14 protein-coding genes are annotated in these 13,917 nt (G+C 67.8%); 8 read left to right on the forward strand and 6 right to left on the reverse strand.

Annotated elements, in window-relative coordinates; all coding sequences use genetic code 11:
* The first annotated feature begins 2 nt into the window (after window positions 1-2).
* On the forward strand, window positions 3-1,004 hold the full coding sequence (locus tag D3230_RS14705; RefSeq protein ID WP_202345803.1) for an amino acid ABC transporter permease: 1,002 nt from the start codon (window positions 3-5) through the stop codon (window positions 1,002-1,004).
* On the forward strand, window positions 1,001-1,786 hold the full coding sequence (locus D3230_RS14710) for an amino acid ABC transporter ATP-binding protein (RefSeq protein WP_272929067.1): 786 nt from the start codon (window positions 1,001-1,003) through the stop codon (window positions 1,784-1,786). The genes D3230_RS14705 and D3230_RS14710 overlap by 4 nt, the downstream gene beginning before the upstream one ends.
* 67 nt (window positions 1,787-1,853) lie before the next feature.
* Here the strand turns inward: D3230_RS14710 and tagD are convergent, their stop codons facing one another.
* Window positions 1,854-2,252, reverse strand: coding sequence for a glycerol-3-phosphate cytidylyltransferase (gene tagD / locus D3230_RS14715; RefSeq protein ID WP_202345804.1), 399 nt, complete (start codon window positions 2,250-2,252; stop codon window positions 1,854-1,856).
* Between the two features lie 133 nt (window positions 2,253-2,385).
* Between tagD and D3230_RS14720 the strand changes: the two genes are divergently transcribed.
* Window positions 2,386-2,565: a hypothetical protein gene (locus D3230_RS14720; protein WP_202345805.1), complete on the forward strand. Its 180-nt coding sequence runs from the start codon at window positions 2,386-2,388 to the stop codon at window positions 2,563-2,565.
* 171 nt (window positions 2,566-2,736) lie between these two features.
* Here the strand turns inward: D3230_RS14720 and D3230_RS14725 are convergent, their stop codons facing one another.
* Window positions 2,737-2,955, reverse strand: coding sequence for an SCO4848 family membrane protein (locus tag D3230_RS14725; RefSeq protein ID WP_202345806.1), 219 nt, complete (start codon window positions 2,953-2,955; stop codon window positions 2,737-2,739).
* Between the two features lie 36 nt (window positions 2,956-2,991).
* Between D3230_RS14725 and D3230_RS14730 the strand changes: the two genes are divergently transcribed.
* Window positions 2,992-3,390, forward strand: a complete 399-nt coding sequence (locus D3230_RS14730) for an acyl-CoA thioesterase (RefSeq protein WP_202345807.1) — start codon at window positions 2,992-2,994, stop codon at window positions 3,388-3,390.
* Between the two features lie 174 nt (window positions 3,391-3,564).
* Here D3230_RS14730 and D3230_RS14735 read toward each other — a convergent pair whose 3' ends face one another.
* The 3 genes from D3230_RS14735 to D3230_RS14745 form a co-directional block, all read right to left on the reverse strand.
* Complete coding sequence (locus tag D3230_RS14735; protein WP_202345808.1) at window positions 3,565-4,032, reverse strand: GNAT family N-acetyltransferase; 468 nt, start codon at window positions 4,030-4,032, stop codon at window positions 3,565-3,567.
* Entirely contained in the window at window positions 4,029-4,319 is a 291-nt protein-coding gene (locus D3230_RS14740; protein ID WP_202345809.1) for a cupin domain-containing protein, read from the reverse strand. Before D3230_RS14740 ends, D3230_RS14735 begins: the two co-directional genes overlap by 4 nt.
* Window positions 4,320-4,381: 62 nt before the next feature.
* Entirely contained in the window at window positions 4,382-5,650 is a 1,269-nt protein-coding gene (locus D3230_RS14745) for a PucR family transcriptional regulator (RefSeq protein ID WP_202345810.1), read from the reverse strand.
* A 175-nt stretch (window positions 5,651-5,825) separates the two neighbouring features.
* Between D3230_RS14745 and D3230_RS14750 the strand changes: the two genes are divergently transcribed.
* The 3 genes from D3230_RS14750 to D3230_RS14760 all read left to right on the forward strand — a co-directional run bounded on the left by D3230_RS14750 (window position 5,826) and on the right by D3230_RS14760 (window position 11,556).
* Window positions 5,826-7,868 (forward strand): hydantoinase/oxoprolinase family protein, encoded by a 2,043-nt coding sequence (locus D3230_RS14750; RefSeq protein WP_202345811.1) that lies wholly within the window; start codon window positions 5,826-5,828, stop codon window positions 7,866-7,868.
* Window positions 7,865-9,856: a hydantoinase B/oxoprolinase family protein gene (locus D3230_RS14755; RefSeq protein ID WP_202345812.1), complete on the forward strand. Its 1,992-nt coding sequence runs from the start codon at window positions 7,865-7,867 to the stop codon at window positions 9,854-9,856. The genes D3230_RS14750 and D3230_RS14755 overlap by 4 nt, the downstream gene beginning before the upstream one ends.
* Before the next feature lie 299 nt (window positions 9,857-10,155).
* Window positions 10,156-11,556: a purine-cytosine permease family protein gene (locus D3230_RS14760; RefSeq protein ID WP_337249199.1), complete on the forward strand. Its 1,401-nt coding sequence runs from the start codon at window positions 10,156-10,158 to the stop codon at window positions 11,554-11,556.
* A gap of 53 nt (window positions 11,557-11,609) precedes the next feature.
* Here the strand turns inward: D3230_RS14760 and D3230_RS14765 are convergent, their stop codons facing one another.
* Window positions 11,610-13,076, reverse strand: coding sequence for a helix-turn-helix domain-containing protein (locus D3230_RS14765; protein WP_202345814.1), 1,467 nt, complete (start codon window positions 13,074-13,076; stop codon window positions 11,610-11,612).
* A gap of 94 nt (window positions 13,077-13,170) precedes the next feature.
* Between D3230_RS14765 and pxpA the strand changes: the two genes are divergently transcribed.
* Window positions 13,171-13,905 (forward strand): 5-oxoprolinase subunit PxpA, encoded by a 735-nt coding sequence (pxpA, locus tag D3230_RS14770; RefSeq protein ID WP_202345815.1) that lies wholly within the window; start codon window positions 13,171-13,173, stop codon window positions 13,903-13,905.
* The last annotated feature ends 12 nt before the right edge of the window (window positions 13,906-13,917 follow it).

The following is a 13,917-nucleotide window of genomic DNA, read 5'->3' on the forward strand; positions in this document are numbered from 1 at the left end:
TCATGACTGAACACACGAGCGGGGCTTCGGGCGCGAACCCGAAGCCCCAGCCGTTCTACGAATCCGAGCCGATCGAAGCGATCAAGCTGAAGCACCCGGGCCGCGTGGTGCTCGCGGTCGTGCTGCTGGCGCTCGCGGCGCTGTTCATCTTCGACGCCGCGAACCGCGAGGCCTTCAACTGGCCCGAGGTCGGCAAGTATCTCTTCGACACCCGCATCGTCGCGGCCGTGGGCTACACGCTGCAGCTCACCGTCTACTCGATGGTGATCGCGATCGTGCTGGGCATCGCCCTCGCCGTGATGCGGCTCTCGCCCAACCCCGTGGTGAAGGCCGTCGCCTGGGTGTACCTCTGGATCTTCCGCGGCACCCCGGTGTACGTGCAGCTGACCTTCTGGGGCCTGTTTGCCGTGATCTACCCGCAGCTCACCATCGGGCTGCCGTTCATGGACCCGATCTTCGCCTTTGAGACGAAGACGATCATGACCGCGTTCACGCTCGCGATCATCGGCCTCGCGCTGAACGAGGCCGCCTACATGGCCGAGATCGTACGCGCGGGGCTCCTGTCCGTGGACAAGGGGCAGGACGAGGCCGCCGAGGCGCTGGGCCTGGGCTGGTGGCACACCATGACCCGCGTCGTGCTGCCGCAGGCGATGCGCGTGATCATCCCGCCCACCGGCAACGAGGTGATCTCGATGCTGAAGACCACCTCACTCGTCAACGCCGTGCCGTTCACGCTTGAGCTGTTCATGAAGCAGAAGGACATCGCGGCGGTGACCTACAACCCGGTGCCGATGCTCATCGTGGCGTCGATCTGGTACCTGGTGGTCACCTCGATCCTGATGGTGGGCCAGTACTTCCTCGAACGCCACTTCGCGAAGGGGGTCGGGGCGCGCCCCGACGTGATGAAACCGAGCATTCCCACCGGCGTGATCGGCGTGGTGGGCACCGAGGACCCCGGCACCGAGGGTGCCGCAGGAACACCGCGAGCTGGGGGAGCAGCATGACCGTGAACGCAACCGCACTGGCAACGCCGATGGTGCGCGCCGAGGGCGTCTCGAAGTCGTACGGCTCGAACCTCGTGCTGAAGTCGATCTCCCTGGAAGTGCAGCGGGGCGAGGTGCTCTGCCTGGTCGGCCCGTCCGGCTCGGGCAAGTCGACCTTCCTGCGCTGCATCAACCACCTCGAGACCGTCAACGCCGGCCGGCTGTTCGTGGACGGCGAGATCGTGGGGTATCGCGAGCAGGGCGACAAGCTCTACGAGATGCACCCGCGCGAGGCCGCGAAGCAGCGCCGCGACATCGGCATGGTGTTCCAGCGCTTCAACCTGTTCCCGCACATGACGGCGCTCGAAAACGTGATGCTCGCCCCCACGCTGCTCCGCAAGGGCGGCAAGGCGGCGCTCAAGGCGCGGGCGATGGAGCTGCTCGCCCGCGTCGGGCTCGCGGACCGGCACGACTACTACCCGGCGCACCTGTCGGGCGGTCAGCAGCAGCGCGTGGCCATTGCGCGGGCGCTCGCGATGGACCCGAAGCTCATGCTGTTCGATGAGCCGACCTCGGCGCTCGATCCGGAGCTCGTGGGGGAGGTCTTGGACGTGATGCAGGGCCTTGCCGAGAGCGGCATGACGATGATCGTCGTGACCCACGAGATGGGCTTCGCGCGCCGGGTCGCCGACAAGCTCGTGTTCATGGACGGCGGCGTGGTCGTCGAAGCGGGCGATCCGGCCGAGGTGCTCGACAACCCGCAGCGGGAGCGCACCAAGGCGTTCCTCTCCAAGGTGCTGTAGCGCCGAGTACACGAAACGGCCCCGATTCGCGCCTGGCGATCGGGGCCGTTTCGTGTACTCGGGTGGGTTACGCGTTGACGCCGAGATCCCGCTTGATCTTTGTCGTCGAGACGCCCTCGGTGCGATCCAGGTAGATCACCTCGCAGTAGTCGCGGAGCACCTCGAAGCGCGGATCGCCCTCCCAGTCGCCGCCCATGACCACCGCGTCGATCTCGTACTTCTGAACGTCGCCGATCTTCTGATCCCAGCTGTGCTCGGGGATCACGAGGTCCACGTAGCGCACCGCCTCGAGCATGTTCTTGCGCGTTTCGAAGTCGTGGTAGGTCTGCTTTCCCTTCCCCGCGTTGAACTCCTCGGAGGAGGCGGCGACGACGAGGTAGTCGCCGAGCGCTCGGGCCCGCCGGAGCAGCCGGATGTGTCCCCAGTGCAGGAGATCAAACGTGCCGTAGGTCAGGATCCGCTTCATCCCTCTATCCTAAGCGGTCACCATGGATGCCGCTGAGAGCGCTGTCAAGGGGGTGTTGCCGGGTGCGGGAGGAGCGTAGTGTGGTCCGCACATCAGCCCGCTCAGGCGGGCGCGAACGGGAGGGGAATCCGCCATGAACCAGGAGTCGCAGCGTAAGACACCGGACCACGAATCCGATCCCGCGCTCAACACCGAGGACGGACACGAGTGGGTCGACGAGGGCGGTGCGTCCCACCTGGGCCCCGCGACGCACACCGAGTCGGGGCACCCGAATCCCGCCCCCGAGGAGACCGAGGAGACCGACACGGAGTGAGCCCGGCGCGCGGACGCGTCACGAAAACCTCGGAGATTCACGAATCCACAGGAGATTTCGACCCGGATCCGGCACCTGGCTCGAGAATCTCCTGTGGATTGAGCGAGGGGCGTGCGTCCGCGGCCCGCAGCGCGCGCCCGCGTGGGCCGCGGTGCGGGCCCGTGGGCGTCGCTACGCCTGCATCAGGACGAGGGCTCCGGCGATCGCCGACAGCACGGCGATCAGCAGCGCGATCCCGATCAGCACCGCGTGCACCGTGAGGAACCGGGTCGCCCGGCCCTGCTCGTCCCGCGCCCGCGGATCCTTCGCCACCCGCTTCCAGAACTGCGGCCACACGATGATGTTGTAGGCGGCATTGACGAGCAGCAGAATCCCGGCGAAAACAAGCATGCCTGCAGTCTACGGTGGCCACACTATGCTGTGGCCATGAGTGAGTATCGGCACGTCGTGCGCAAGTGGGTCAAACCCGAGGACCTGAACCAGCACGGGGCGCTGTTCGGCGGCCGGCTGCTGCAGTGGGTCGACGAGGAGGCCGCGATCGTGGCCGTCGCGCAGCTCGGCACGATCGACGTGGTCACCCGCCACATGTCGGCCATCGACTTCGTCTCCCGCGCTGACCGCGGGGACCTGCTCGAGCTCGAGTACCGCGTGGTCACGTTCGGACGGACCTCGATCACGCTGAGCTGCCGCGTGGAGAACGCGGTGACCGGGAGCGAGGTGCTCACCCTGAATGAGATCGTGTTCGTGGCGGTCGACAGTGACGGTGCGACCGTGGTGCACGGCCGCACCGTGCCCACCACGGGCACCGAGCGCCTCCGCGAGTAACCCGCCCAGCCGGGCTGCACCTTGCTGCACCCTGCTGCACCGCACTGCATCCGCCGAGAACGCGATTTCGCACCTGTGTGAATCACAACAGGTGCGAAATCGCGTTCTCGGCGGGGGTTGGTGCGGAGCTTGGCGCGGTGCCCTGCGCGAAGCGTGGCGCGGCGCGTGCGCGGCCTAGCGGCGGGGCGCGAGGTCGTAGGTGACCCAGGGGGTCTGCGTGGCGACGCGGTCGTACAGTCGGCGCGCGGTCGCGTTGCTGTCGGCGGTGATCCAGCGCACCAGCGCGGCCCCCTCGTCAGCGGCGATCTCGGCCAGGCGGTCGAGGATCGCGCCGCCGGCCCCGGATCCGCGGGCGGTCTCGGCGGTGAACAGGTCGTCGAGGTACAGCCCGTGACCGCCGTCGATGGGCCGCGCGAAGCGTCGGAAATGCCCGATCCCGACGGGGACGCCGCCGGCCTCCGCGATGAGGCCGCGGGTCTCGTGGGCGGAATCCATGAGCCACCCCCACACGGTGTCGTACACCGCGTCGTCGTGCGGCTTGCCGTAGAAGTCGCGGTACCCGCGGTAGAGCTCACCCCACGCCGCGCGATCCTCCGCGGCGATCGGGCGAACGGTGACCGCGGACTCCGGTGCGGCGCTCACGCGAGGCGCTCCGTCTCGACGAAGACGATGTTCTCGGTCGAAGTGCGGTTCTCGACCTGGTGCTCCGAGCCCGCCGACCGGGTGTAGCTCTGCCCCGCGACGAGCTCCGCGACGATCTCGCTGCCGTCGGCGTTCGTGACGTGCATGGTGTCGGTGACCATGGGGACCACCACGTACTCGTAGTCGTGGCGGTGCATCGGGATGACGCCGCCCGGCTCGATGGTCCACTGCGTGACGCGGAAGTACTCGTTTTCCAGCTGTACTTCGCCGTGTGATCCGGTGCTCATGATCCTCCTTGATGTCTGAGTGGTGGGCGGTGCCCAGAGCCGCAGCTGCGGTGATCCCTAGCCTAGGGGACGGGGGACGAGTCGCCAGTGGGTCCGTGAGGTCCCCGCCGCGTGAGTCCGGGGCTGCCGGACGGGCCCCGAAGCGCGGACCAGCGGCCGATCAGCTCCGGGTAGAGGGCCAGAATGAGGTTTGCGGCGGCGAAGGCGGAGCTCACCGCTTGCCCCGTCTCTTCTTCGACGCGGGCGAGCCGGTAGCGGATCGTGTTGGGATGGACGAACAGCGCCTCCGCGGTGCGGGCGATGTTCTGCTCGGCGGCGAAATAGGTGACGAGGGTGTCGCGGAGTTGCGGCGACGAAATCGGGGCGAGTGTCGCGGCGATGCGGGCTTCGAGTTGCCGCGGATCGACGTGGGAGAGCAGCCACGTCGCGAGGTCGATCCGGTCGATCAGCACCGGGCCGAGCGCAGCGGGCGCGTCAGCGGCGCCAGCCCACTGGCGCGCGATGCCGAGCGCCGTCTCCGCCTCGCGCACGCCCTCAGACACGCGCGAGAGGGATGCGAACGGGGCCGAGACCCCGGTCAAGAAGAGGCGGGAGACCTCGGCGATCCAGTGGTCGCTCTCCGGGGATTCCGGAACGAGCGCCGCGATCGTCGCGGGCGAGTCCATGTCGACGCGGCGCAGCATGATGAGCAGCGGCACGTCGTCGGAGCGGGCGCGGCCGATGAGCTGCGCGAGCTGGGTGTCGTTCGCGGAGGCCCCGTCGAACGGCGCGAATTCGAGGGCGCGGACGGGCGAGTACGCCGGGAACCGGAACTGCGCGAGGCGGCTCCAGAACCGGTGCTCGCGTGCGGGTACGACGCCGTCGTGCAGCGCGGCGATGAGCTGTTCGTTGTCGCGTCGGTCGCGCTGCGTGGCCCCGTACTGGATGCCGTGCACCGCGCCGAGTAGCCGCTCGGAAGTGTCGAGGAGCTGTTCCCCGGTCGCGGCGATCGTGCCGGCACCACGGCTGGCGATCGCGATGACGTGCACGCCGGCCCGGAGCGAGACGCGGCGCGTGCGCACGTGCCAGCGGCCGATGTCGAGCGTGAGCTCGCGCTGATGGGTGCCGGAGACCTCGTTCCAGATGAGCTGGGTGGGTGCCTCGCCGGTGCTCGCCACGACGGCGCCCTCGAAGTCGTAGATGATCGCGGTGCCGTGGCAGAGGGTCGCCATGCGGGCGGTGAGCGCGTGCACCGGATCGGTGGAGGAGACCGCGGCGAGGAGCGCGTTCGTGAGATCGAGCGTGGTGCGCAACCGCTCGAGTTCTGCGTGCGCGCCGGAGGAATTTGCCATGCTCCACCTTCGGAGATTGTATGAACGAGAGGTTTGCACCCCGCGATCCCGCCATTTCTTGGAGATTCTACATACGGCCGCGGAGAAAGCGTGAGATTCTCCAGTGACCCGGAGCCGCCAGGGCACAAAGGTTAGATGCATCCGGAACTCAACGACGAACTTCAGGAGGAGCCCCATGAGCAGTGTCCGTGTCGCGGTCGACGTCGGAGGGACGTTTACCGACGTCTGCATCTTCGACGACGCCACCCAGCAGATGCGCGTGACCAAGGTGCCGTCAACGCCGAGCGATCCCATGATCGCCGTGATGAACGGCGTGGAGCGCGGCCAGATCGATCTCAGCGACGTGGCGCTGTTTTCTCACGGCACCACCGTGGCGACCAACGCCCTGATCACCCGGAACTTCCCGGCGGCCGCCCTCGTGACCACCCGCGGGTTTCGCGACGTGCTCGAGATCCGCGACGGCACGAAGGACGATCTCTGGGACGCCTACAACGACGTCTCCGAGCCGTACATCCGCCGCCGCGACCGTTTCGAGGTCACGGAGCGCGTGGACTACAACGGGCAGACGGTGACGCCGCTCGACGAGACTGAGGCCCGTCAGCTCGCGGAGTTGCTGCGCCGGCGCGGCGTGAAGACGGTCGCGGTGTGCTTCCTCAATTCCTACGCCAACGCGGCGCACGAGACGCGGATGCGGGAGATCCTCGAAGAGATCATCCCGGACGCGACCGTCTCGACCTCCGCGGAGGTGCTCCCCGAGATCTTCGAGTACCCGCGCTTCAACACCGCCGTCGCCAACGCGGTCCTCGCGCCACTCGTCTCCGGATACGTGAACCGACTCGCGGAGCGGCTGCGCGAGGGCGGCTACGGCGGCGACCTGCTGCTGCTCCACTCAGGCGGGGGATCCATGACCCCGCGGCTCGTCGAGAAGTTCCCGGTGCGGCTCGCCGCCTCGGGAATCGCGGCAGGCGCGATCTCCGCGAAGCACATCGCCCAGCAGTGCGGCTACGAGAACGCGGTGAGCCTGGACATGGGCGGCACCTCGACCGACATCTCCCTGGTCGCCGGCGGCGAGCTGCGCGTCTCACAGGAGTGGCAGGTGGAGTACGGCCACCCGATCATCTTCCCCTCGATCGAGGTGCTCACCATCGGTGCGGGCGGCGGATCCCTCGCCCACATCGACATCGCCGGATCGTTGCGCAACGGGCCCCAGTCCGCGGGCGCCGACCCCGGGCCGGCCTGCTACGCGACCGGCGGCGACCAGCCAACGAACACTGACGCGAACGTGGTGCTCGGCCGGCTCGGAACCTCCCTGGCCGGCGGCGTGAAGCAGCTCGACCGCGCGCGCTCGGAAGAAGCGATCCAGCGCGTGATCGCCGAGCCGCTCGGCATGGGGCTCGAGGAGGCCGCGCAGGCGATCGTCTCGGTCGCGAACGCGAACATGGCCGACGCCGTGCGCCTCGTGTCGATCCGGCGCGGCTATGACCCGCGTGATTTCGCCCTGCTGGCCTTCGGCGGTGCCGGTGCCCTGCACGGTGCCGACGTTGCGCGGGAACTCGGGATTCCGACGGTGATCGTGCCGCCCAACCCGGGCGTGACCTCCGCGATGGGGTGCTTGCTCGTGGACATTCAGCACGACTTCGCCCAGATGTTTACGGGACTGGCCTCGGGTGCCGACGAGGAAGCGATCGAGCAGGCCTTTGTGGAGCTCGAGACTGAGGCCTCCGCGCGGCTGCGGCACGAGGGCGTCGCCGAGGCGGACGCGATGCTGCAGCGCAAGATCTCGATGCGCTACCAGGGCCAGTGGCGCTCGCTCCAGGTGCCGATGGGCTCGGGCCCCGGGGCGCTGGCGCGCGCGGTGCGCACCTTCCACGAGGAGTACGAGCGCGAGTTCGCGTTCCGGCAGGACGACGCGCCGGTCGAGGTCTACCAGCTGCACCTCGGCGCGGTCGGCAAGATTCCGAAGCCGTCGTTCCGCCCGGCGGAGCCCGTGCCGCAGGAACCGGGCGAACCGGAGAGTCGTCGCCCCGTGTACTTCGGCGCGGACGGGTGGGTCGATACCCCGGTGTATGACCGGGACGCGCTGCGCGCGGGCACCGCGTTCGCCGGTCCCGGCATCATCAACCAGCTGGACTCCACCACCGTCGTTCCGCCGCACACGCGCGCCGAGATCGACGAGTGGCTCAACATTCGTATCACTCTCGAGGAGGTCTCCCGATGACTACCCCCACCGGCACGCTCACCGCCCCGGCCCGCCAGACGGCGCTGGACCCGGTCACCTTCGAGGTGCTGAAGAACGCCTTCGCCACCAGCGTGGACCTGATGAGCGAGCAGATCCTGCGCACCTGCTACTCCTTCGTCATCTACTCGCGCGATTTCTCCTCGGCCCTGTGCGACGCGCAGGGCAACACCGTGATGCAGGGATCGGGCGATATCGCGGTCCACGTCGGTACCCTGCACTTCCAGGCCAAGGCCGTGATCGAGCAGTTCGGCGACGACATCAACCCCGGCGACGTGTTCGCGATCAACGACCCGTACCGTGGCGGCACCCACTTCAACGATGTCTCCTTCGTGCGGCCCATCTTCTCGTCCGGGCGGATCATCGCCTTCGCTCAGAACAAGGGCCACTGGGCGGACATCGGCGGCAAGGTGCCGGGCTCGTTCGACGTGTCCGCCTCCGAACACTTCGGCGAGGGCCTGCGCATCACCCCGATCCGCGTCTGGTCGCGCGGGGTCTTCCTGCACGATGTGGCCCAGCTGCTGGTCGCCAACACCCGCGCCCCCGAACAGGCGCTCGGCGATCTGCACGCGCAAGCCGAGGCGACGGCGGTGTGTGAGCGCGAGGTGCTGCGCCTCGTGGAACGCTACGGCACGAGCACCGTGGAACTCGCGATGCAGGAGACCCAGGACTACGTGGAGCGGACCGTGCGCCGCCGGCTCGCGGAATTGCCGCACGGCCGCTGGGAGACGGTCGACTACCTCGATCTCGATCCGGGCAAGGCCGAGGGGCTCGTGCCGATCAAGATCGTGATGACGCTCGACGGCGAGGGGATCCACTACGACTTGGAGGGAAGCGCCGACGTGGTCGATACCTTCCTGAACTCCGGCTACGGCACCACGTTCTCCGCGATTTACGCCGGGACCAAGACGTTCTTCCCGGACGTGCCGCTGAACTCGGGCTTCTACGCGGCGGTGACCGCCGATATCGGGCCGGAGGGCACGGTGGTGAACGCCGGCTGGCCCTACGCCGTGACCGGTTTCTGCTCCGGACCGTACGAGAAACTCATGAACGGGATCTTCGAGATCTGGTCGCAGATCATGCCGGAGCGCGCGATGGCGTGCGCGTTCAACCTGGAGTATTTGCTGGTCGGCGGCCGCGACTCCCGCCACGACGAGAATCCGTACTTCATGTGGTACGACTGGATGGCCGGCGGCTGGGGCGGACGTTCCTCGAAGGACGGCTCGAGCGCCACGGCACCCGTGTTCGGGGTCGGGCTTGCGGTGCAGGCCTGCGAGGGGCAGGAGCGGCTCACGCCCGTCCTCACGACGATGCACCAGATCGGCACGGACTCGGGCGGTCCCGGGCGCTTCCGCGGCGGCTGCGGGGTGGAGAAGGGCGGCACGCTCACCGACGCCGACGCCTCGGTCATGAGCTACTGCTGCGATCGCGCCCGCTCGATCACCTGGGGCATCGAGGGCGGGCTGCCGTCGATCCCGCACGGGGTGTGGCTCAACCGCGATACCGAGCACGAGCGGTTCCTCGGCTCGATCTTCTCCTCCGTGCCCGTGCAGCCCGGGGACACCTTTTACCGGCCGTCTGCCGGCGGCGGTGGCTTCGGCGATCCCCTGGAGCGCACACCCGATGAGGTGCTCGAAGACGTGATCGACGAGTACGTGTCTCTCGCCCGCGCCGCCGCGGACTACGGCGTGGTGATCACGGCGATCGATCCGGATCTGGATCAGTATGCGATCGATCACGAGGCGACGACGGCCCTGCGCGCCGAGATCCGGTCGCAGCGCACCGGGTGGCTCGCCGCGGATCCGGAAGATATCGCGGCGCGGTACCGTTCCGGGGAGATCGACCTGCTCGACGTGATCCGGCGCTACGGCGTGATCCTCGACTGGGGCACCGGCGAGCTCTTCGCCGAGACCACCCGCCAGCATCGGGAGCAGATGCTGCGCCGTTCCGTGGCCGGCTGGAGCCGCTAGGAACCCGGCCCGGGGCGGGTTCCGCCCCGGGCCGCGCACCATCACGAGCTCGACTCGTGGATTGTGCATTCGACAGAACTTTGGATGATTCTTCCGGCGTACGCCCAATACTGGTCAGCACTCCGGCTCGTGACAATGAATGGGTGCCCGTCGGAGCGGCACGTGAGAGCGAGCCCCACCGCTGACTGCGCAGTGGCATGCGTCGCGGCGAGCCTGCCCAGTCGGACTCCCGAGGTCGCGCAACGGAGCGCGATTTCGCGAGCCCGGCACCCACCCTGATACCAATGGAGGTACCACTCGTGAGTCTCAATCTAACCGGAAGTAACCTGGACGTGGAAGCCACCGACGCGCTTGCGCGGGAGGGCAATGACGACGACCAGATGAGTCGTGGCCGCCTGACGATGGCGTGGTACGGCACAGCCAGCGCGTTCTTCTTCGTCTATATCGGGGCGGCAATGGCGTCCGCCTACGGCACCGTCAACGCGATCATCGGCATCGTCCTGACGATCATCGTCTACGGGCTGATCAACACCGTGTTGTCGCGGTACGCGATCAACAATCGGACCACCGTCGCGCAGTTCTCACGGACGATCCTCGGCAATGCCGGATCGGCCATCGCCATGATCATCTTCGCCCTCATCGCGATCTACTACGCGGTGTTTGAGGGGTCGATCGTAGCGTACGCGTTCATGACGGCCTTCGGCGGCGAAATGTGGCTGTGGAGCCTCATCGTCGTGCTGTATTCGACTCCGCTCGTCATCGGCGGCGTGCGTCGCTTCCTGGACAAGATCAACGGGATCTTGATGCCGATCTACTTCTTTGGGCTGATCGCCGCGGTGATCTGGGCGGGCGTGCAGTATGGGTTCTCCGACACGTGGCTGACGCAGGCCCCCGAGCTTCCGGTGACGCTCGCCATGGGCGGCCCCGGCTGGCTCGCCACGTTCGCTGGGTACATGGGCGTGTGGATCATGATGATGTTCACCATGGACTTCGCGGCGCTCGGCAAGCGTCAGGACATTCGCTACCACCAGCGCGTCACCTTCGGCCCGCTGTTCTACGTGCTCGCCTACGGTTTCTCGGCGTTCGTCGGGATCTTCCTGACGTTCACGATCCCCGGTATCGAGGCCTCGGAAACCGGACTCGCCGGCGGCCTGGTGAGCCTGATGGGGGTGCTCGGCCTGCTCGTGGTGATCGCGACGCAAACGCGCATCAATACGGCGAACTACTACCTCGGGGCAGCGAATCTCCGGGCGTTCGGGGAAAAGGTCTTCAAGATCAAGATGCCCAACGTGGCGTGGGTGGTGGTCTCCTCCGTGATCATTTACCTGTTCATGCTGCTCCCCGTGGTGCAGTATCTGCTCATCGCGCTTGCGTGGCAGGGGGTGCTGGTGACCGCCTGGGTCGCGATCGCGCTGACCCACATCCTCCTCGGGCGATGGAAGAACGAGGAGCACGCCGCGATCGAGGATCGCAACTATCGCGCCTTCAACAGCAACGGTCTCATCGCCTGGATCGTGGCGACCGTCATCGGGATCTTCATGCTGCAGCTGGGGACCATCACCCCGGAGCTTGCCGGGGTCGGTGCGACCTGGGGGCCGCTCCTGACGGCCGTCGCGGCGGCGGTGGTCTATGGACTGCTCTGGAAGGTGAACCCCACGAGCCGCACGGGCCTCATCCCCACGATTCCCGCCGCGCGGTAGCGAGGCGCCGCGGTCCCGGCCCGGCGGCGACGCAGGGTCGGGACCGCGGCGTTTTAGTACGGCTCGAACTCCACGAGTCGCAGTGCCATCAGGCAGGTTGCGCGGCCGTCGAGCGTATCGAGGGAGATGCCGAGCAACTGCTCGATCCGTCGCAGCCGGTAGCTCAGTGAGTTCCTGTGGATGAAGAGCTCCTCGCAGGTGCGTGACGGCTGGGCATCGTTGCGCAGCCACACCCGGAGCGTGGGCATCAGCTCCGTCGTTCGGTGTTCGTCGTGTTCGAGCAGCGGGGCCAGGAACCGGGCCGCCGCCTCGCGCGCCCCGCGCCCCGCCGCCGCCGCCACCACGGCGCTCAAGCCGAGCGCCGGAGCCACGACCGGGGCGCTGACATGTCGCACGAGGTCGAGCGCGTGCACGAGCGCGATGCGGAGTTCGTCGATCGTGTGCGTGGGGACGCTCAACACGAGCGGTAATCCCTCTTGAATCGTGAGGAACCGGCGGGTGAGCTCGGCGGCTTCTTCGCGCGGAAACTGTGCCAGTGCGACGAGTTGCGTGTCGAGTTCGGAGAGTCGGACATCGTGGAATGCGTCGTGCAACGCCACCCGCAGTTTCCAGGCGGCGCTGGCGTGTTCGCCGCTGAGATCGGCGACCAGGAGCGTGGTCTCCGCCCGCCGGCTGAGCCCGAGTTCGTTGAACGCGTCCGCAACGTCGCCACGTGTCGCCTCGGACCAGGCGACGCAGCGGTTCGCGAAGCGAAGCATGTCCTGATGGCTACTCGCATCGACGGACACCGAGCGATTGAGCTGGAGCGCGAGGATCGAGGTGACGGGTGCGAGGAGGGCCTCGACCTCGGTGGCCGGGCGGTAGAGTCGCACGGCGAGCTGGCACGGCGTGCTGAGCCCCATCGGGAGCGGCACCAGCAGAACGTCGGGCTGTGACTCCATGGCGGTCGTGGCGCGCCAGGCCAGGGACTCGGGGTACTGCGCGATCAGGGTGTCGAAGGCGTCAAACACCGCGATCGGGGCGTCGAGCGCCTCGTAGATCGCGGCGAGCAGGGTGGAGATCTCAGCCCCCTGGCTCGCGAGCTTGGCGCACTTGTCGGCCAGGTGCCAGCCGCGGTCGAAGCGAGCGAGCCGCTCGGCGCCGAGCATGCCCTCGACGTGCTGGTCGATTTTGAGCAGGGGCACCGTGGTGGGCACCTCGAGCAGGGGCAGATCGTGCCGGGTGCAGGCGAGCACCAGGCCCGGGGGCAGGGTCTTGTGCGCGGCACCCACCGCGAACGCAAGGGCGGCGATCGGTACGCGGGTGAGTCGCTCCACGTAGCCGTCCCAAATGCTCTGCTCGGAAAAGTTCATGCCGATCCCCGACGTCAGGAGGAGCACGTTCGGGTCGAGAAACGGCGTGGGGTCGAGGTGCTCGGTCGGCGCGCAGCGGCTGATCTCTCGGCTCAGTCGCTGCGGCCCCGTCGGTGTTTCGAGGCGCAGGTGAAGCGTGTGTTCGGCCAGCAGATCAGCGACGCGCACGCGGACCCCTTTCTCGCAGTTGCACAATATTCCATCGGTTTCTCTCGCAGTTGCATAATAACCTTCCCGAACTCGACGGCGTAGCTTTAGCTGCATGACAGCACAGCGTCGTGATCAGATTTCCCTCAATTCGGACATGGGCGAAGCCCTCGGCCTGCACACGTTCGGCAACGACGGCGCGCTCATGCCGCTCATCGACGTCGCGAACGTGGCGTGCGGGTTCCACTCCGGTGACCCAGCGACGATGGACGCGACCGTTGCCCTCGCGCGCCAGCACGGCGTCCTCGTCGGCGCGCATCCCGGGCTCCCCGATCTCGTCGGGTTCGGCCGCCGCGAGATGAAGCTCACGCCCGAGGAGGTCGAGCATCTCGTCAGGTATCAAACCGCCGCACTCGTCGGGTTCCTCGCCAAGTACGAAATGACCCTGGGGCACATCAAACCGCACGGTTCGCTCTATGGCATGCTCTCCCGTGACGAGGAGCTGGCCGCCGCGGCGGCCCGAGTCGCGCGTGACTACGGCGTCCCGATCTACGGCCTCGCGGGAACCGCCCATCAGCGTGCCGCAGCGCAGGTGGGGGCCGAGTTTGTTGGCGAGCTGTATGTTGACCTGGACTACGCGGCTGACGCCAGCCTCATCATCCTGCGGCAACCGCACGCGACCGATCCCGCGGCCGCGGCCGTTCGGGCGAAGCGCGCTGCGGCCGACGGCACCGTCCTCGCCGTCGACGGCACCGAGCTGCGCATTGAGTTCGACAGCATCTGCGTGCACTCCGATACGGCGAACGCCGGTGAGGTTGCCGCGGCCGTCCGGGCCGCACTCGCCGCGTAACCCTGATCTTTC

It is taken from the genome of Leucobacter chromiireducens subsp. solipictus, from assembly GCF_016758195.1.
GTDB classification, from domain to species: Bacteria; Actinomycetota; Actinomycetes; order Actinomycetales; family Microbacteriaceae; genus Leucobacter; species Leucobacter solipictus.

Excerpts from the sequence above, each read along its gene's own strand:
- D3230_RS14705 (WP_202345803.1), top strand. The coding sequence starts at position 3 with ATGACTGAACACACGAGCGGGGCTTCGGGCGCGAACCCGAAGCCCCAG.
- D3230_RS14710 (WP_272929067.1), top strand. The coding sequence starts at position 1,001 with ATGACCGTGAACGCAACCGCACTGGCAACGCCGATGGTGCGCGCCGAG.
- tagD (WP_202345804.1), bottom strand. The coding sequence starts at position 2,252 with ATGAAGCGGATCCTGACCTACGGCACGTTTGATCTCCTGCACTGGGGA.
- D3230_RS14720 (WP_202345805.1), top strand. The coding sequence starts at position 2,386 with ATGAACCAGGAGTCGCAGCGTAAGACACCGGACCACGAATCCGATCCC.
- D3230_RS14725 (WP_202345806.1), bottom strand. The coding sequence starts at position 2,955 with ATGCTTGTTTTCGCCGGGATTCTGCTGCTCGTCAATGCCGCCTACAAC.
- D3230_RS14730 (WP_202345807.1), top strand. The coding sequence starts at position 2,992 with ATGAGTGAGTATCGGCACGTCGTGCGCAAGTGGGTCAAACCCGAGGAC.
- D3230_RS14740 (WP_202345809.1), bottom strand. The coding sequence starts at position 4,319 with ATGAGCACCGGATCACACGGCGAAGTACAGCTGGAAAACGAGTACTTC.
- D3230_RS14745 (WP_202345810.1), bottom strand. The coding sequence starts at position 5,650 with ATGGCAAATTCCTCCGGCGCGCACGCAGAACTCGAGCGGTTGCGCACC.
- D3230_RS14750 (WP_202345811.1), top strand. The coding sequence starts at position 5,826 with ATGAGCAGTGTCCGTGTCGCGGTCGACGTCGGAGGGACGTTTACCGAC.
- D3230_RS14755 (WP_202345812.1), top strand. The coding sequence starts at position 7,865 with ATGACTACCCCCACCGGCACGCTCACCGCCCCGGCCCGCCAGACGGCG.
- pxpA (WP_202345815.1), top strand. The coding sequence starts at position 13,171 with ATGACAGCACAGCGTCGTGATCAGATTTCCCTCAATTCGGACATGGGC.